This is a genomic window from Algoriphagus terrigena DSM 22685 (assembly GCF_000429445.1).
GTDB lineage: Bacteria > Bacteroidota > Bacteroidia > Cytophagales > Cyclobacteriaceae > Algoriphagus > Algoriphagus terrigena.
This window is the reverse complement of record NZ_AUBW01000019.1, coordinates 27,021-45,250: the sequence shown is the minus strand read 5'-3', so window position 1 is coordinate 45,250 and position 18,230 is coordinate 27,021. Positions and strand designations below refer to the sequence as shown.

Annotated in this window: 12 protein-coding genes; 4 read left to right on the top strand and 8 right to left on the bottom strand. The window is 50.2% G+C overall.

Going from position 1 to position 18,230, the window contains the following annotated elements; translation table 11 throughout:
• Positions 1–504: 504 nt before the first annotated feature.
• Positions 505–1,905, top strand: coding sequence for an MFS transporter (locus G459_RS0117090; protein ID WP_026968735.1), 1,401 nt, complete (start codon positions 505–507; stop codon positions 1,903–1,905).
• A 96-nt stretch (positions 1,906–2,001) separates the two neighbouring features.
• Here G459_RS0117090 and G459_RS0117085 read toward each other — a convergent pair whose 3' ends face one another.
• Positions 2,002–3,327 (bottom strand): Gfo/Idh/MocA family protein, encoded by a 1,326-nt coding sequence (locus tag G459_RS0117085; protein ID WP_026968734.1) that lies wholly within the window; start codon positions 3,325–3,327, stop codon positions 2,002–2,004.
• Positions 3,328–3,442: 115 nt separating this feature from the next.
• On the opposite strand from G459_RS0117085, the gene G459_RS0117080 reads away from it, so the two are divergent.
• Entirely contained in the window at positions 3,443–4,894 is a 1,452-nt protein-coding gene (locus G459_RS0117080) for an arylsulfatase (RefSeq protein ID WP_035456300.1), read from the top strand.
• A gap of 69 nt (positions 4,895–4,963) precedes the next feature.
• On the opposite strand, the gene G459_RS27790 is transcribed toward G459_RS0117080, so the two are convergent.
• Positions 4,964–5,563 (bottom strand): GNAT family N-acetyltransferase, encoded by a 600-nt coding sequence (locus G459_RS27790; protein WP_051315278.1) that lies wholly within the window; start codon positions 5,561–5,563, stop codon positions 4,964–4,966.
• A 133-nt stretch (positions 5,564–5,696) separates the two neighbouring features.
• On the opposite strand from G459_RS27790, the gene G459_RS0117070 reads away from it, so the two are divergent.
• Both G459_RS0117070 and G459_RS0117065 read left to right on the top strand, forming a co-directional pair.
• Positions 5,697–6,059 carry a transmembrane 220 family protein gene (locus G459_RS0117070; RefSeq protein WP_026968732.1) on the top strand — a complete coding sequence of 121 codons (363 nt, stop codon included), beginning with the start codon at positions 5,697–5,699 and terminating at the stop codon, positions 6,057–6,059.
• 150 nt (positions 6,060–6,209) lie between these two features.
• Positions 6,210–6,959 (top strand): NIPSNAP family protein, encoded by a 750-nt coding sequence (locus tag G459_RS0117065; RefSeq protein WP_026968731.1) that lies wholly within the window; start codon positions 6,210–6,212, stop codon positions 6,957–6,959.
• A gap of 147 nt (positions 6,960–7,106) precedes the next feature.
• Here the strand turns inward: G459_RS0117065 and G459_RS0117060 are convergent, their stop codons facing one another.
• The 6 genes from G459_RS0117060 to cysS form a co-directional block, all read right to left on the bottom strand.
• On the bottom strand, positions 7,107–9,236 hold the full coding sequence (locus G459_RS0117060; RefSeq protein WP_026968730.1) for an SMP-30/gluconolactonase/LRE family protein: 2,130 nt from the start codon (positions 9,234–9,236) through the stop codon (positions 7,107–7,109).
• A 249-nt stretch (positions 9,237–9,485) separates the two neighbouring features.
• Positions 9,486–12,929 (bottom strand): ThuA domain-containing protein, encoded by a 3,444-nt coding sequence (locus G459_RS0117055; protein WP_026968729.1) that lies wholly within the window; start codon positions 12,927–12,929, stop codon positions 9,486–9,488.
• 118 nt (positions 12,930–13,047) lie between these two features.
• Positions 13,048–14,193 carry a galactokinase gene (locus G459_RS0117050; protein ID WP_026968728.1) on the bottom strand — a complete coding sequence of 382 codons (1,146 nt, stop codon included), beginning with the start codon at positions 14,191–14,193 and terminating at the stop codon, positions 13,048–13,050.
• A 72-nt stretch (positions 14,194–14,265) separates the two neighbouring features.
• Positions 14,266–15,300, bottom strand: a complete 1,035-nt coding sequence (locus G459_RS0117045; RefSeq protein WP_035456272.1) for a LacI family DNA-binding transcriptional regulator — start codon at positions 15,298–15,300, stop codon at positions 14,266–14,268.
• 258 nt (positions 15,301–15,558) lie between these two features.
• Positions 15,559–16,539 carry a M28 family peptidase gene (locus tag G459_RS0117040; RefSeq protein ID WP_026968726.1) on the bottom strand — a complete coding sequence of 327 codons (981 nt, stop codon included), beginning with the start codon at positions 16,537–16,539 and terminating at the stop codon, positions 15,559–15,561.
• Positions 16,529–18,022 (bottom strand): cysteine--tRNA ligase, encoded by a 1,494-nt coding sequence (cysS, locus tag G459_RS0117035; RefSeq protein WP_026968725.1) that lies wholly within the window; start codon positions 18,020–18,022, stop codon positions 16,529–16,531. The genes G459_RS0117040 and cysS overlap by 11 nt, the downstream gene beginning before the upstream one ends.
• Positions 18,023–18,230: the final 208 nt, after the last annotated feature.

Here is an 18,230-nt window from a genome sequence, read left to right as displayed (position 1 = left end):
AGGATGCCTCCGGGTATTTTCGGATAGCCAGACACAAAGGGGCTTTCGGCAACGAAAGTCTGAGACGGGAAACCGCAGAAAGGTCGATAGGCGATTCAACGTGGGACATGTCCTTTCGGGGACTGACTTGAAAAACGAGATTTCAACCCGGGCAACTGAAGCGAGTCTTTGAACTGTAGCTTGGATTGAGTTGGAGGCTATGGTTTCCAGTTCATTAAATGGGAAGCTTTCGTTAAGAGATGCTTCCCATTTCTGTTTTTCGGCCTCAGTGACAGCTGGAAATATTGGGTCGATACTCAATCTTGTTGGAATTTTTTTCCGGAAAGTTATTCTTGCAGTTGCCGTATTTCGTCGCTTCGGAGGTAATTTCTTCAATATCATCAGGCCTTGGAACCAGCCCCTTCTTTCCTCAGTTAGTCTTATGCGACCTGGCAGGTCTGCTGCCCGAATATCAAGGACAGGAGGTTATCTTTGCTGGAGATTTTTTACAGAAGATGACGATTTATGGATCAGCAAATTCTCAGCCCTCAAATCAAAAAAGTGCTTCCCATTATCCTGGCGACGGCAATTTTTATGCAGATGCTGGACTCCACCATCCTGAATACTTCCCTGCCGGCTATCGCCAAGGATCTCGGCGAGTCTCCGCTCGACATGCAGAATGCCATCATCAGCTACGTGTTGACCTTGGCTTTGCTGATGCCGATCAGCGGTTTTCTGGCGGATAAATTTGGTACCAAAAAGACCTTCATCGCTGCTTTGTTTCTGTTTGCCTTGGGCTCGCTGTTTTGCTCACTCTCCCAAGATCTCACCCAGTTGGTATTTTCCCGAGTCTTGCAGGGTATTGGCGGCAGTTTGATGACCCCCGTCGGTAGACTGACGCTGCTCAAGACCTATCCCAAAAACGAGTTGGTGCAGGCGATGAACTTTGCCATCATACCGGCGTTGATCGGGCCTGTTTTGGGGCCTTTGGTGGGAGGCTACATGGTGGATTATCTCACCTGGCATTGGATTTTTCTGATCAATCTGCCGATTGCACTGATTGGGATTTTGCTCAGCATCAAGTATATGCCCGATTTCCGTTCTGAGGTTCTGGATTTTGATCTAAAGGGGTTTCTGATCTTTGCAGCCGCTTCCTTTTTGCTGTCTGTTTCGCTCGAGCTGCTCGGCAATACGGTTCATGTGACGCCTATTTTGTTCGCTCTGGTCCTGGGATTTTTGATGCTGTACTTCTACTATCGACATGCCCGACGGGAGGAAAACCCGATTTTTCCGCTGGGTCTTTTCCAGGTTCGCACCTTTCGGGTGGGTATCTTGGGAAATCTGGCGACGCGCCTTGGGATCAGCTCTGTGCCCTTGCTGCTGCCCCTGATGATCCAGATCGCCTACGGAGAGTCGGCTGTGACCTCAGGCTGGATCGTGGCGCCGATGGCCTTGACTGCGATGTTTGGCAAATCGGTCGTGATCGGGATTCTTGACAGGTTTGGCTATCGAAATACGCTGATGGCGAATACGTTTATGATCGGATTCTTGATCTGTACCTTGGCTTTGCCGGGGATCAATGATTCCATATTTTGGCATCTGCCGATTATTGCTTTGCTGGGATTTTTCAATTCCATCCAGTTCACCTCGATGAATTCCATCTCGCTTGCCGACCTGAGGAATTACCAAGCCAGCAGCGGTAATTCACTGATTTCGGTCAATCAGCAGTTGGCGATCGGTTTTGGAGTTGCTTTTGGGTTGATTGTGCTGAAGCTCTTTGAAGGAGACGTGAGACTGATCCAAAATGAAGTCCACAATGCCTTTCGCTACACCTTCTTGGTCATCGGTAGTTTGACCATCCTTTCCGGTTTGGTGTTCCGACGACTTCACTTTCGGGACGGGGATAATCTGAAGGTTCAGGGCTAAGTCCGGTTCTTTAACAATCAGATTCGCTGTAGTACTTGCGCTCCAATCCATCGCTTTTTCGATGAAAAATACGAGAGGCAGAACGAACCTGAACGGCTAAACTGGAATTGTAGGAAGCGCCCAAGGCGTTCGGTATTCTGGTAGGATCAAGGCATTCGCAGCTGCGTTCCCGACAAATTGTCGACTGGGATCATCCCAGATCAACTCCTCCGCACCCACTCTGGCTGCTATATTGGGGATATGCGCGTGGAGTGCAGCTATTCTTCCGGCTTCTGGCGGACAGTTGGGCTGATCCCGGCTTTTGATGCATGCTACAAAATTGGCCACGTGGAGATTGTGGGATTCGGTAGTGCCTTCGAGTTTCTTAGCTTCGATTTTATTGGCTTTCGTGGTTGGGTCCAGTTCCGGATAGATTTCGTATCCGTTGCGGTTCACGACCAGCGTGCCTTGATCACCGACATACGCTATTCCGTAGGGTTTTCCATATGGGCCGGTCTGTAGGCCTCCGTTCATGTCGTAGTTGATCAGAAAGTCCTTTTTGGGATAGAGCACATTCATCGTGTCAAAGGTGTCCCGATCCCGGCCTTCCTTATCTGCATTGCGGGCATAGGTCAATACACGCGACGGAGCCGCGGGCTCTTCCTCTACCCAAATGGCCATATCCAACAAATGGACTCCCCAGTCCGACATCAAGCCGCCTCCGTAGTCCCAGAAATGTCTCCAACTGCCATGAAACCGGTTTGGGTTGAAAGCTCTGGACGGAGCGGGGCCAAGCCAAAAATCGTAGTCCACACCCACAGGAACCGGCGTCTCCGGCACAATCATATTACCGAGGCCGTAGTTGAAGTTAGACCAGATGTTGACTTTTCGGATTTTCCCCAACGCTCCGCTTTGCACCAAGTCCCTCGCTTCGATAAATCCCCGGCCTGCCCGCTGCTGCTGGCCCACTTGCATGATGCGGTTGTATTTTGCGGCAGCCTGAGCCATCAGGTCGCATTCTCCGATGGAATTTGCCATGGGCTTTTCCACATAGACATCCTTTCCGACTTGGCAGGCTGCCACAGCGATCAGGCAATGCCAATGATCCGGCGTGCCGACGATGACGGCGTCGAGCTCTTTTAATTCAAGCAGTTTCCTAAAGTCTGTAAATCTTTGAGGCTTCTTTCCAGTTGCCGTCTCCACCTCGGCGATTCGCTTGTCCAAGATATTTTGGTCCACATCGCAGATCGCCACACATTCCACTTCCGGAAGCGCCAGGTGATGACGAAGGATGCTGAATCCCATATTGTTGCAGCCTACCAATGCCACCCTGACTTGATCGCTGGAGGAGATTTTTTGACGGGCTTGGATCAGACTTGGGCTCAGCCAAAGCCCTCCAGCGAATAGCGTGGAGGATTTTAGGAAATTTCTTCGGTTGTGCATGGTTGTTTTGGGCTGGGAAACTCGGTGTGAACTGAAGATAGGGTTTTCCGGTCTTTTTGGAGGAATCAAAGCAGAAGAATTGCTTCGGGTTTCTGATTTTAAGTTACTTTGGATTATGAAATTTTCACTTTCCATTACCCAAGCTCTGTTCATCTGCCTGGCTCTTTTATCCTGTGGTGAAAGCGATTCGGGTGAAAGTCCCGAGGCAAAACCCAACGTCATTTTTATCCTCGCCGATGACTTGGGCTACGGGGATTTAGGTTTTTTGGGGCAGCAGTACATCGAGACGCCCAACATTGACCGCCTCGCAAAGGAGGGAATGGTGTTTACCCGGCACTATTCCGGTTCGCCGGTCTGCGCCCCATCCCGGTCAGCGCTGCTGACCGGACTACACACGGGGCATACTCCGATCCGGGGCAATTCTGAAGTGCAGCCCGAGGGACAACTGCCCATGACAGATTCAGTTCAGACCATCAGCAAGATCTTTCAACAGGCGGGCTACGTCACCGGTGCTTTTGGGAAGTGGGGCTTGGGGATGAACGGAACTTCCGGCGAGCCGATCCATCAGGGTTTCGGGCAATTCTACGGATACCTGTGTCAGCGCTATGCGCACCGGTACTATCCCGCCTATCTTTGGGAAAACGGCCAAAAAGTGCCTATGCCGGGCAACGATTGGACACAAAGAACCACCTATGCGCCAGATGTGATCCAAGAGAAAACGCTGGAATTTATCGAGCAGAACAAGGAAAAGCCCTTCTTTCTCTTTATGCCGATCGTGACGCCACATGCTGAATTGGCGGCGCCGGATGATGAAATTTTGCAAAAGTATAAAACCAAATTCGGAGATGAAAAGCCTCACGTAGCACCTCCAGGCGGGGATTATGGCCCCGACATGAAGATCTCAGCCTATCAATCACATCCGAATCCGCATGCTGCTTTTGCGGCGATGGTAGAGCGGATCGATGTGTATGTGGGTGAAGTGTTGGGGAAATTGGAGGAGCTTGGACTTGCTGAAAATACGATCATCGTCTTTACTTCCGACAACGGCGCCCATCGGGAAGGAGGGGCAGATCCTGACTTCTTCGACTCCAATGGGTCCTTCCGTGGCTACAAAAGAGACCTCTACGAGGGCGGCGTTCATGTGCCGATGATCGTAAAGTGGCCAGGCAAAGTGAAGGCCGGAAGCAGCTCGGACCACGTCTCTGCGTTTTGGGACTGGTTGCCGACTTTCGCCGATATTCTTGGGGAGAAAGCACCTGCCGGCATCGACGGAGTTTCGTTTTTGCCAAGCCTTGTTGGAGAAAAAAAACAAACCGAGCATGAGTACCTCTACTGGGAATTTCACGAGTTGGGCGGACGGCAGGCAGTCCTCAAAGACAACTGGAAGCTCGTCAAGTATCAGGTGACAGACTCGACCAAGATCACATTGGAGCTTTTTAATCTCGCTGATGATCCAAGCGAGCAGACGGACTTGGCTGCGCAAAATCCTGAAAAAGTAAGCGAATTGGATTCTCTGATCAGGAAGTCACACCTGCCAAATCCGGTGTTTGGTCTGTTTGATAACTAAAAAACGGGAGCCTGTGGCCCCCGTTCCCTTACCCAATCATTTACTTATTACCCTATAAGTAGGATGAAATTATTTCTTCTTCAAGTCCAAACTGTCCTTGTCTGACCTGCTTTTCATTCTTTTCCAATCCAGCGCTACAATAGCCCAATCGTCAGTTTGATCAGAGAACTCATGAATAACTTCAAATCCGACTCGCTGATGGGCTTTGATCGAACGGACGTTGGATACCGCAATCTCTGTGATTGCAAAGTCAAAACGCTTGGAAAAAATCTCCCCGTAAGCCGCATACATTCTGTCAAAAATCCCCTGACCCCGGTAGCTTTTGTCCACGCAGATTTGTCCGATCACGAGATACTCGAGTGATGAAACTGGCTTTCCACCAAAATTGAGCCCGTCAAATTGGTTAAACATTGGCACGAGTACCGGGACCAACGCTTTGGAGGCTTTGGTCATGGCCAAGATATAGCCCACGACCTGCTCGCCGTCTTTCGCAATCAGATGCGGCGCTATCGCATTCATCTCGGCCAGCTGCTCAAAACTGTGGTTGACCGTAACGAAACCCTGCTCTGATTTTTCGGCTGCTGTGATGTTTTTTGGCAGATTGCTACGCTGAAGGCTTAGGATGCCTTCCAGTTCCTCGGGAGATTCGGCAGGTTTGAAGTGAATCATGGGTTTGAATTTTTGCGAAATCTAGCCGAAAAAAGAATGTTTTCCCACGCTTTTTCCACTCAGCAGCCTTCTGTCACAAGCCTTTCAGATTCATGCCAAATTTGCTTAGTTTTAGCAGTCAAGCTCAGTAACCATGAAATTCAACCAGTACTACTTCGGACTTTGGTTCTTACTATTTGGACTATTTACCTATTGGCAATTCAACGATCCGGATCCGGAAGTTTGGATCAGCATTTATGGAGTCGCCATGGTGTTTTGTCTTTTTGGCATGCGGGGGATTTTCCCAAAAATCCCGCTGACACTCGTTGTGGTTTTATGCCTGCTTGGTGCTGTTTATTTCTTTCCCGGAGGAGTAGGAGAGTGGGTTTCCCAGGAATGGGCACAAAAAGACTTGACCATGAAAACGCAGCAAATGGAGGAAAACCGTGAGACTTTCGGCTTGTTGACCATTGCGCTCGTATTGAGTCCTGCCCTGTATAAGGCCTGGAAAAAATAGTGTGATCATCCTATTGAAGCCACTTTGGTAAGATGAATAACGCTACAGTCGACCGTCGACTTTATCTAACGAAAACAATTGATTACCTCGCTGCTAGCCGATCGGTTGGTGGTATTACAAATTAACATCCAACACAAACCCATTAACCTAATGAAGACAATCTTTCTATTTCTACTCGCCATGACAATTGGTTTAGGGGCATTTGCCCAGACGCCTGACCTCTCCAAATCCAAGTACTTCGAAATGCGCAAGTATTACGCGCATGAGGGTAAACTGCCTGACCTGCTCAAGCGTTTTCAGGATCACACCATGAAGCTTTTTGAAAAAGCCGGGATGGTAAATATCATTTATCTCGTCCCTGATGAGAATACGGACAATTCCATGTCCTACATCTTGGGTTATCCCGACGCGGCCTCCCGCGACAAGATGTGGGAGAGCTTCATGAATGATCCCGAGTGGAAAAAGGCGTATGAAGCCTCCCATGTCAATGGGCCCTTAGTTGCCAAAGTCGAATCGACCTTTATGGTCTTGGCTCCCGAACTGAACGACACGCCGATTCCGACCGGTAGCGGCATCTTTCAGCTCAGAACGTATCATTGCTTTCCCGGTAAGATCGAAAATATCCAAGCCCGTTTCCGGGATCATACCCGTGACTTGTTTGCGAAGCAAGGGCTAAAAAACTACCCCTATTTCCTGACTGTCGAAAAAGACGGAGCGCAGCCAAAGTTGGTTTACCTCTTGGGACATGACAATAAAGATGCGTTCAACGCCGCTTTTGATGCCTTCAGAGTAGATCCTGATTGGGTGAAAGCGAGAGACGCTTCCGAAGAATCGGGCAAGATCGTAGAGAAAGTCGACGCGGTTTTCTTCAAGTCGCTGCCTTACTCACCGATTAAATAGAAGTTAGACAGTCCGATAAATTTGGCGTCCAACATGCTATTTTCATCCGTAGAAGAATTGAGTTGATAATTGTCACCTTGAGTCGTCAACCGGAGATTTTGAAAAACCCCTCAAAAGTCAAGTGCTTTTGAGGGGTTTTCTTTTAGATCAATTCTCAATCAGCTGATGATACCTTGCCATGTAGTAAGGCAACAGATAGAAGGTACCTTCCTGCTCGGCATCTCCACCGCCGACCTCCCGAAATTGAAGGTCAAAGCCGTCACGGTCCTGACGCACATGCCCACGCTCATCGACAGGCACGGCGAAGGTGTCGTATCGCCAGCCTTTTCCGGCGCTTTGTCCCGGTGTCGGGTCAAACTCGACGTCCAGTCGGTGGGTGTTGTCCATCTCGTAGCCGATCATATCCAGCGGCACACGTTCCAGCATTTCGATGATGTCATCGCGTTTGGCGTCCCAAGTACTGTATAATTTCGCTCTTTGAGGAGCATATAGCTTGTTTTCGGGAAATACGACGGCTGGATCGAATACGCCTTCCTTGGTTTTTTGCGCAAACTTCTCCGCCAACGCTCCATAGATGGCGTTCCAAAATGCATTCTTTTGCTTGCTGATGTGGAGCCAAGTGTACTCCAACGATTCGCGGTACATCAGCAAAAGCTCGGGATCCTTTTCGTAATTGATCAAGCCATAAAAGCTCATCAGCGAAAGGTTGTTGTCCCATGGTACGACGTTGTCCGGAGGGAAAAATTCCTTGGCATGCATCGCATTGATGTGGTAGTTGTATTTGTCACGAAGCATCTTGGCCGTCTCCTCATACTTGGCATCTCCGGTCACGTGACTTGCCACGTTGAGAAAGGACAGCATCATCATCGAGTTGAGTCCTCGCTGGTCCCAGCCCCAAAAGGAAGCCATGTATTCAGGCGAGAAATTCCCCCAACGGGTAGACTGCCCGTCATGATCCCGGAGCATGAAACCATTTCGAATCAGGTGATCCGTGATATCCGCCACCACGTCGCGGACCATCGCTTTTTCTTCCTCCGTCTTGGCAACCAAGTCGTAATAAATCGCATAAAAGAAGAAATGCCCGGCCAGTTCATCCGAGCTGGTGTCGCATTTCCACATGTATTTTCCGTCTTCGCTGGTCGGGAAACGCGGGTAGATATCCTTCCAGAAAGGGTCAGAGAGCTGATGTCTCTGGTTGTACTCACGGCTGTACTGCTCGTTGACCGGCTCGCGATAGTCGATCGGGATGATTACCCTGGCGGGAAAGCCTGGTTCGTGCGTGATGTCCACCAGCCATTTGCAGGCGACCAAACTTCGGTCCGCCAGCTCCTTGGCTTCGGCATCGCCGGTCACCGCGTAGCGGAAAGCCTGAGCGGCGCCATACATAGACGTGTACATGCCGTCATTGTCCGAAATGCCCAGCTCATAGGAATCCTTGTCGAACGGGACCATCAGGTTATTGGGAGCGACGAAGCCCATTCTTACATGGCGGTCCTCGGTTAGCTTGGTGAAAAAGGCCGCTTTCTCTTCGTATGTCATCTGAACGGACGCGATCTGGCTAATGCCTTTATTCGTCGCGATCCATGCGGTTCCGGATTTATCGACCGCGATATCATTGACGAAGTCGTCCGGCATCCAGCGGCGGCTAAACCGGTAAAAGAAATAGTCGCCTTCCACCCGTATCGCTCCTTTTTCTGTGCCAAACCAGATTTCTCCGTTTGGCCCGGCGGCCGCGCTGGTGAAGTGGTTGTAAGGAAGGCCTTCCGCTCCGGTAAAGAGTTTCCATTGTCCACCCTCCAATCTTCCGACGCCTTGTTTTGCGCCAAACCAAAGGTTGTCCTTGCTGTCCACCACCAACGCTGCCACGTCTTGAGGTGACCAACTGTATTTATTGTCTGAAGGAAGTACAGTCTCCCAGCTGTTTCCTGCAGTGCTGCGGTACAGCCCGTTTTCGGTGCCGATCCATTGTGTGCCGAGGTGATCGACCGCCGAGAGGACTTTGCCGGAACCCGCGGGAAGGTTTTTCTCAGGATAGGCTTTTGCTTCGATCTTATTTTGGGAAGGGGTCCATTTTTCATCTTTTAATTCGAAAGAAATGCCTTGAGCCTGAGCTGTCGGAATCCCAGCGATGACTTGAATTCGGTCGATGGCTTCGGCTGGCAGACCTTGCTTTTCCGCATGGATGGTTGCGACATCCTGTGGAAAGGTTTTTTCCTTTTGAGGGAAAGTAAAAGCTGAGCCAGCCAAGAGTATAAAAGCTGCAATGGTTAATTTCATTCGGTAGTGGTTTGAGCGTTTCGATTAAACAGTGACGGAATTGGTAGATTTCCGTCGCTCTGGACAGGTCTTTACAATCGTCGGACTATATACCCGAGAAAGCAGGAATCGTACTATAGGACTTTCAGGTATTTGTAGGAAAGGGGCGTAAAGAATTCAGGTTGAACTGCAGGGCGAGGGATAAGCCTTAAATCAAAAAAGCCATCCCGATTACTCAGGATGGCTTTTTCTAAAAATGAAAATCAATAATTATTTCGCGTTGAACGTGATTCCCATCACGATGAAGGTTCCGAGTTCGGCTCCTTTCGCATCGCTGACAAAATACAGCTTGTGCTTCTTGCCGTCGGACGCTCCTGTCACCTGAATCTGTGCCTGATGCATCTTAATGGGCATTCCTGGAGCTGTTGATCCTTCACTTGGCTGCTGTGATCCAGTCGCTACTACCGGTCCGGTCGGGCTATCCAAGCGGATCTCAAAGTCCACGGGAACGGTGATCGGCTCTTGCGAAGCAGTCATCAAGGTCACCGAACCAATACCGGTCAAATCCATCGCAGGAAGTCCAAAGGAACCCTTGGTAGCTGGAACCATCAGCAGATGTCTGCCGTCAAATACCATCTTCGTATAGACATCAAACTCTGCCGCTTGAGCCAAATCGACCGTATTGGGAACCAAGACGAGTGAATTGGAGCCAGTAAGCGGCTTGATGTTTTCGCCACCTTTGTCGGTGTAGGAGGCCGAGATAATCAATGCTCCCGTTGGCGAAGCTGCTTTGCCCAGCGTTGGGTCCAAGGTGCCTTTGGCTCCGAGGCTTGGCTTGGCATCTTCTTTCAGTGACAAGACGTAGCTAACCAATGCATTGGCATCGGCAGGTTTCAAGTCAGGATTGGCAGGCATGGCTGTTTCTCCCCAGACTCCACTGCCGCCGTTTTTGATCTTGTTGAGCAGGTAGTCACGATCTCTTTCCGAGTATTTTTTGGCGACATCAGTGTAGGCAGGACCGATAGACTTTTCACTCTCTTTGTGACAGGTCTTACAGGTCAGTGACTGAACCAGAGCTTTGCCGTTCATGGCCTCGCTCATGATCTTGTGCCCCATATCCGCTTCCGCCAAGTCAACACCGGAGATGTAGTCCGCAGATACAAACAAGGTGCTTAAATCTGCTCCCGCAGTCGCGTCGTCCTGATCGGTGACCGATACGGAATAGGCGACCTTTTTGCCCGGGAAGTAGAAAGATTGATTGCCGTCGATGGTGATCTGGACTTCCGGGGCAAAGTTGCCGGAATAGACCGATATCGGAAGGCTCGCGCCGGAGAGACCTGCAGGATCGTTGGCGGTCACTTTCACTTCGTAGTCTCCCACGGTGTTGAAGGTATGAGTCAAGGAAGGCTCTGTCGTGGATTTGTTCTCGCCGTTTCCAAGATCCCAAGTGTAGGTCAAAGCGTCTTTTTCCGGATCGCTTGACGTAGCCGTGAAAGTCACTGTGAGCGGATTGCTTCCGGAGGTTTTGTCCACTGTCAGATCAGTAACTACAGGAGCTCTGTTGCCACCATTGTAGTCAATCCGGAAAAGTCCCGCGTCGGGGTTTTTGGCAAACCAACCGTTGCCATATTCCAGGATGTAGATCTTGCCGTCAGGACCCATCTCCATGTCGATCATCGCATTGAATTTGGCGCCCGGCATGAAAGGTTCAAGCTTGTCAAAGTCGCCGTTTTCTTTCATCGTGACCACTTTGATCCAGCCTCTGATCCATTCATAGATGAAGAGTTTGCCATCGAAATAATCAGGCATTCTGGTCTCCGCAGGGTACATGTCGGAATAGTAAACGGGACCTGCCATGGCATTTCTACCGCCGGTGCCTAAGGAAGGGAACTCTGGAGAAGCTGCATAAGGATACCAGATGAAAGCAGGTTCTACGGGAGGGAGGACTTTCAAGCCGGTATTGTTCGGAGAGTTGTTGACTGGGCCAGCCGGGTCAAAAGCTGCTCCGGTTTCGCCTGTTTCGTAGTTAAACTCCCGATACGGGTAGTTGTTGCCGATGAGGTATGGCCAGCCGAAATGCCCGGCTTTTCTCGCTTGATTGACTTCGTCGTAGCCTCTCGGGCCTTTGACATCCAGGGAGTCATTGTTGGCATCGGGACCCACTTCACCCCAATAGAGGAAGCCGGTTTTCTGATCGACAGAGATTCTGTATGGGTTTCTCAGCCCTTGAACGAAAATCTCTGGGCGGGTGCCTTCCGTGCCTTTCGCGTATAGGTTGCCGTCCGGAATAGTATAGCTTCCGTCCTCGGCCACTTTGATCTTCAGAATTTTTCCTCTCAGATCGTTAGAGTTGCCAGAGCTTCTTCTGGCGTCCCACTGCTTATTTCCCTCACGGCTGTCCAAAGGAGCGTAGCTGTTGAGCGTCGTGGGAGTATTCGGCTGGTTGAATGGCGTAGAGTTGTCACCGGTCGACAGGAATAGATTTCCTTCCGCATCAAATGCGATGGATCCGCCGGTGTGGCAGCAGATCCCTCTTTGGGAGTAAAGTTCCAAGATCACCTTCTCAGAGGCCATGTCCCAAACGCCATCCTTGAAGACAAATCGGGAAAGACGGTTGATTTCTTCGTCACCGGTAGGGGCATAGTACGCAAACACAAAGTTGTTTTGCGCATAGTTCGGATCTTTTTGGATTCCCAAAAGTCCTTCTTCGGCATTGACACCTTTCACGTCAGTTTTCCAATACACATCCAGCTTGGCCACTTCCTTCATTTCCTGACTTTTGTTGTCAAAATGCAGGATTTCGCCTCTTCTTTGGGAAACCAGGATGTCCAAGTTTGGCAAGATGGTCATCTCCGTAGGCTCGGTAAACTGACCTGTGGAAAGTGCGGTCTTGGTAAATCTGTTTTCCTCAGGGACACGCTTGGATTTCGCTTTGGTGTAGTCCAAAGCCTGATTGTCGCCGATGGCATACTGGATGCCGGCCAAGAGGTGTTTCAGGTAGTTTTCTTCTTCGTAGGATTCGTTCGTGTGACCTCCGCCGGTGTAGTAGGCGCGGCCCCCGTCAAAGTCATGCATCCAGGCAATCGGATGCTCGCCCATGTCAAAGCCGCCTTGGTAGGAAGCTTCGTCCAGCATGAGAAGTTTCTTGGTGTCGGGATTGATATTTTTGTAGCTGTACCACTCGTCGGTCCGTTCCCAGCTTTCTGGGAGAAAGTCCACTGAAGGGTCTTTTACGCCAGTTTTGGTGATCTTGCCCGGCTGGACATTTGGATGGGGATCGTTGATGCCGGGGTGATCGATGAAGTATCCGCCGACCAATCGTCCGTACCAGCCCCACTCGTATTCGGTGTCAGCTGCGGCATGGATTCCGACGAATCCACCACCCGACTGGATGTAGCGCTCAAAATCAGCTTCCTGATATTGATTGAGGACGTCACTGGTGGTGCTCAGGAAGATGACCGCAGCGTACTGTGCCAGATTTTCCTCATTGATGTTTTCAGCATTCTTGGTGGTGTCTACCTGAAAGCCGTTTTCGGCTCCCAGCTTCTGGATTGCGGCTATGCCAGCCGGGATGGATTCGTGATAAAATCCGGCAGTCTTGCTAAATACGAGAACCTTGGGATCGCCTTCCCGCTTTTTGGAGCAGGAGGAAAGCCCAATGCCAAGTACGGCCAGCAAAACCAGTATTCTACTTAGGTTTTTCGGGTAAGTCATGGGTATTGGAATTTTTTTCGGAAAATAGGAAAAAACTCCAAACCAATCTGAATCAGACCAACATAAAGGCAGTATAATCGCCAAATGTGGAGTAATTAGAAACAAATGAGCTAGGTCCTCAAATTAATCGTGCTCCTTCACCGATTTGGACTGGGATGAAATCCGCTTTTTTGCCAAATTCTTTTTGATATGAAGCCCACATCTTTTCCTCAAATGTGGGTAGAAAATCCGTCCTGACCAGATTGATCGTGCAGCCTCCAAAGCCGCCGCCCATCATCCGGGATCCCAACACTCCCTCCAATTTCCAGGAAGTCTCAGCCAAAAAATCCAGCTCCACGCAACTCACTTCATAATCGTGACTGAGACTTCTGTGGGACTCTTTCAGCAAGGCTCCGAATGCCACCAAGTCTTTGGTTTTGAGTTTTTCAGCTGCTTCGTATACGCGTGCGCACTCGGTGATGATGTGCCTGGCTTTTGGAAAAAGAGCAGCGGGAAGGAGCTGCTGAACTTTTCCCAACTGATCAGGAGATAAGTCTCTCAAAGTGATAATATCCGGGAAAGTTGCCTGGAGGATTCTTACGCTTTCCTCGACCGTTTCTCTTCGCTTGTTATAGGCCGAATCCGCCAGCGTGTGCTTGACATTGGAATTGACCAGGATCAGCGAATAGTCGCCCAAGTCCACAGAGATTTCTTCGTGGGAATTGCTGCGGCAATCGAGCAGCATGGCATGTCCTTCTTTGCCAAATGCTGAGGCATAAGGATCCATGATCCCGCATTTCACCCCGGCATAGAGGTGCTCGGACTTTTGGGCGTAGAGCGCGATATTTTTCTTGGGGATCTTGAAATCAAACAAGCCGGAGATTGCCGTGCCGATTGCAACTGACAGAGCCGCAGAGGAAGACAGTCCTGAGCCGACCGGTATGTCTCCGGAGATGACCAAGTCAAACCCCGGGACTTGGTAGCCTGCCTGCTTCAGCAGCGCAACCATGCCCATGATGTAGGTTGCCCAATGGCCTTTTTTCGGAGAAAAAGCTGCAAGCTCAAACGTGAATTCCTGGTCGAAATCCATGGAATAGAGACGGCAGATTTCCAGATCGTTTTTTTGAATCCCGACCCAGATTCCTTGTTTGACGGCAGCTGGGAAGACAAATCCCTCCTGGTAGTCGGTATGCTCTCCGATCAGATTGATGCGGCCGGGGGCAAAAGCTAAAAGAGGAGAGGTGGAAAAGTGGGATTGGAAAGTTTGGGTTATTTGAGATGTCATGAGAGTGGTATTAAGTTATTGGTCATTAGTCGCTGATCTGAAAAAGAAAATAACTAACAATTCAATAACCAATTACTTTTTTACTTGAAAGTGTTGGGAAGATCTGCGCGGCATGAGCGTAGTTTCGAGCACGATGGAGATCGGATCGTCTGACGCGATGCCGTCGAGCTGATCGAGTAGGTGGCTGACGGCCAGTTTGCCCATCTCGTATCCGGGTTGAGCCACGGTGGTCAGCGGCGGTTCCACGACTGCAGCGGTGGGATTGTTGGTAAAACCGGCGAGGGCCATGTCTTCGGGAATTTTGATGCCCATGGTTTTCCACTCGGTCAATACGTCCACGGCCACCGGGTCGATCATGCAAAAGACCGCATCGGGTCTCGGTTGCATTTCGGTGATTTCCCGTGCCACCCGAACGTTGTCGGCGACGTTCAGATCGGAGACAAATATTAACGTCGGGTCGACCTCAATCCCAAATTCGTTGAGGGCTTTGAGGTAACCTTCTTTTCTTTTTTTGGAGATGTAGAGATCCTCCGGGCCGGACACATAGACGATGCGGCGGTTTCCTCCCTCGAGTAGATGCTTCACGACTTGATAGGCTCCTCCTACATCGTTAAAGGTCACTTTTGATACGGGGATTTCTTCATTCACCCTGTCAAAAAGGACGAAGTTGATCTCTCTGTTATAGAGATCATAGAGGTGGTCAAACTGGTTCGTCTCGCGGCTGAGTGAGATCAGCAATCCGTCTACCTGGCTGGAGACGAGGGTGCGGATATTGGCTTTTTCCAGCTCCAGAGATTCATTGGACTGGCAGATCATGACGTTGTACCCGCGGGTGTTGGCGACGTCCTGTATGCCGCTGATGCAGGAGGCGAAAAAGTGGGAGGTGATCTCCGGCACGATGACGCCGAGCGTCTTAGAACGTGAGATCCGCAGGCTTTGTGCAAGGAGATTTGGCTGATAGTTCATCTCCTTTGCAGCTTCCACGATCTTTCGTTTGGTCTCAGGATGCAGTTCCGGGGAGTCTTTGAGTGCCCTGGAAATGGTGGAAACCGACACGCCGAGCTTTTTGGCGATTTCCTTCATCGTAATCTGATGACCCTTTTTCATATGATTATATTTTTTTTTCAGAGGTCATATGGAATCTCGCATAGCTGACAATCATCCTAGTGTGTGTCGTCGGCGACATGCTCGATTTCATCTGTTTATGGTTTGATTTTCAATGGCCAGATGGAATCTCGCATGTTTGATAAATAATTGAATGTGCGCCGGTTTTATCCTGCTCGATTTCATGCGATTAGTTTTCTATGTACTTCTGGCGGCAATCGTTTGCACCTACGAATAAAGCAAACATTTGCAGAAAAATCCTTATTCCTGATAAACTGTGAACAAAACGGTTTCGCCGACGGCCTTCAGTGTACGGGGATCGATCAGCTCCATGTTGTCCTGGTGCGTATGGTGATAGTGGCTAAACCCAAAGTCGGGGGAAAACTCAATGATATCAATCATCGGGATGCCCGCATTTACATTCACAAAGGCGTGGTCGTCGGTAATTTCAGGAGCGTCTTTTTGGATAAAAAAGTCCGAAAATCCGAGTGTCGAAGCGTTGGACCAAACCTTCGAAAGAATGCCGCTGGCATATTTTCTAGAATACCCTTCCCTGTGGAATTTGGCATTTTTACCTCCAACCATGTCCACTAATATTCCGTAGTATGCGGAATAATTCGGAGTGTGCTTGTTTTTGGACCAATGCTGGGAACCAAGGCACCACCAAAAGTCCTGACTGGTATTGGGTACTTTGGTATTTTCCGGTTCGCCGTCATCCTCTCCGTCAAATAAGATGATGTCAATTCCCACATCAGGCTTCAGCTCCTGAGAACCGATGGTTCTGGCGATTTCCAGTAACACTCCGACACCGGAAGCCCCGTCGTTGGCGCCGTCAATGGGTTGATCGAGTCGTTCGGTGTCCTTGTCTGCAATTCTGCGGGTATCCCAATGCGCGGCCAAAAGCACTCTCTTGGTGGCTTGAGGGTTATAAGACGCGATCACATTGGTTAGATCCCAAGTCAGACCGTCGTAGGTTTTTGCCTGGAACTCCTGCGTCTGCACGCTCCATCCGTAGCTTTCCAGCTTGGCGATCATCCAGTCTTGTGTGTCGCTGTGGCCTTTGGTGCCGGGGATTCTTGGGCCAAAAGCTACCTGCTTTGCGACGAACGCGTAAGCGGAATCTGCATTGAAGGTCGGGTAGGGCTTGGTGACAACTTCCTCAACGACCGTTTCGGCGGCTTTTTCCCCCGAGCAAGCCCAGGCGAACACCAGCAATCCAAGCAGCCAAAATCTATTCTTCATATGCCCAATCAATTTTTTCTTTCATGTCTTTGACTACAAAACCCATCGCCTTCAGGCCAGAGCGGATTTCGTCCACCTTGGCGTAGTCGCGGGCAGTTTTTGCTTCGGTGTAAAGCTTCAGCAGCAAGTCCAGCATAGAGTTTTGTACGTCGCCTTTTTCCTCAATCAAGCCCATGATATCCACCACAAAAGTGGTAAAGGTTTCTTTCAGTTTCGCAAAGACTTCTTCTCCCAAAGCCGCCGATGCCAGCTGTCCCGTGAAGATGGAGTTGATTTTTTTCAACAAGTTAAAGAGGTGACCAATCGCCTGCGCGGTGTTGAAGTCGTCGTCCATCGCGCGATACGCGGCGGCGATGCTGGACTCGATCTGCTGGATCTGCGCTTCGTCCGGTGCTACTTCCGCGTCGGGTTCAAACTCCAGCATGCGGGCGATGCGAAGGCCGTTGATCAGTTTTTTGTAGCCTTTTTGCGCAGCTTTCAGCGCTTCGTTTGAGAAGTCCAGCGTAGAGCGGTAGTGGGCTGTGAGGATGAAATACCGGATCGTCATCGGACTGTAAGCCTGCTCGAGCAGCTTGTGGTTGCCGGTGAAGAGCTCCTGTAGGTTGATGAAGTTGCCCAGAGACTTGCCCATCTTCTGCCCGTTGATGGTGATCATATTGTTGTGCATCCAGTACTTAGCCGGATCGTGATGATTGCAGGCGTTGCCCTGCGCAATCTCTGCCTCGTGATGCGGGAAAAGCAAGTCCATTCCACCGCCGTGAATGTCGAAATTGGTTCCCAAATACTTGGAACTCATTGCGGTACATTCCACGTGCCAGCCTGGGAAACCCATTCCCCAGGGCGACTCCCACTTCATGAGATGCTCCGGAGAGGCGTTTTTCCAAAGGGCAAAATCAGCTGCATTCCGCTTCTCATCCTGCCCGTCCAAGGCACGGCTTCCGCTCATCAGGTCGTCCAAAACGCGGCCAGAAAGTTTTCCATATTGATAGATGTCGTTGTATTTGAGCACGTCGAAGTACACCGAACCGTCCACTACATAGGCCAGTCCTTCCTTCAATATCGCCTCAGTCAGCGCAATCTGCTCGGGAATATGTCCCGTGGCACGCGGCTCAATACTTGGTTTCCAAGTGTTCAATAAAGCCATATCCCGATGATAAGTATCGGTATATTGTTGGGCCACTTCCATCGGTTCCAACTGCTCGAGCTTTGCCTTTTTGGCGATCTTGTCCTCGCCTTCGTCCGCATCTCCTTGGAGATGTCCTACATCGGTAATGTTACGGACGTAGCGAACTCGATAGCCGAGATGGGTCAGGTAGCGGTTGACCGTGTCAAAGGTGATCGCCGGGCGGCCGTGACCTAGGTGGGCATCCCCGTAGACGGTCGGACCGCAGACATACATGCCCACGAAGGGCGGACTGATGGGTGCGAAATCCTCTTTCTGGCGGGAAAGGGTGTTGTATAGCTTGAGTTGATGCGATTTCATGATAAGAATCAAGACACTAGAATCAAGAACCTAGAACTGGAAAAAGCCTGTTTGGGTTCGGCTTGCAAAATAGGGGATTCGGGCGGGGAAATGAAAGGATTGGAGAATTGGCCTCGGTTAACTTTTCCAAAGTTTTAAACTTCAGGAAAGTTAAATGCTGAGTGACTGTTTATCCTGCTTCTCGCCAACTAGAATCACTGATCTAGTC

Excerpts from the sequence above, each read along its gene's own strand:
- G459_RS27790 (WP_051315278.1), bottom strand. The coding sequence starts at position 5,563 with ATGATTCACTTCAAACCTGCCGAATCTCCCGAGGAACTGGAAGGCATC.
- G459_RS0117070 (WP_026968732.1), top strand. The coding sequence starts at position 5,697 with ATGAAATTCAACCAGTACTACTTCGGACTTTGGTTCTTACTATTTGGA.
- G459_RS0117060 (WP_026968730.1), bottom strand. The coding sequence starts at position 9,236 with ATGAAATTAACCATTGCAGCTTTTATACTCTTGGCTGGCTCAGCTTTT.
- G459_RS0117090 (WP_026968735.1), top strand. The coding sequence starts at position 505 with ATGGATCAGCAAATTCTCAGCCCTCAAATCAAAAAAGTGCTTCCCATT.
- G459_RS0117040 (WP_026968726.1), bottom strand. The coding sequence starts at position 16,539 with ATGAAGAATAGATTTTGGCTGCTTGGATTGCTGGTGTTCGCCTGGGCT.
- G459_RS0117065 (WP_026968731.1), top strand. The coding sequence starts at position 6,210 with ATGAAGACAATCTTTCTATTTCTACTCGCCATGACAATTGGTTTAGGG.
- cysS (WP_026968725.1), bottom strand. The coding sequence starts at position 18,022 with ATGAAATCGCATCAACTCAAGCTATACAACACCCTTTCCCGCCAGAAA.
- G459_RS0117080 (WP_035456300.1), top strand. The coding sequence starts at position 3,443 with ATGAAATTTTCACTTTCCATTACCCAAGCTCTGTTCATCTGCCTGGCT.
- G459_RS0117085 (WP_026968734.1), bottom strand. The coding sequence starts at position 3,327 with ATGCACAACCGAAGAAATTTCCTAAAATCCTCCACGCTATTCGCTGGA.
- G459_RS0117045 (WP_035456272.1), bottom strand. The coding sequence starts at position 15,300 with ATGAAAAAGGGTCATCAGATTACGATGAAGGAAATCGCCAAAAAGCTC.
- G459_RS0117055 (WP_026968729.1), bottom strand. The coding sequence starts at position 12,929 with ATGACTTACCCGAAAAACCTAAGTAGAATACTGGTTTTGCTGGCCGTA.
- G459_RS0117050 (WP_026968728.1), bottom strand. The coding sequence starts at position 14,193 with ATGACATCTCAAATAACCCAAACTTTCCAATCCCACTTTTCCACCTCT.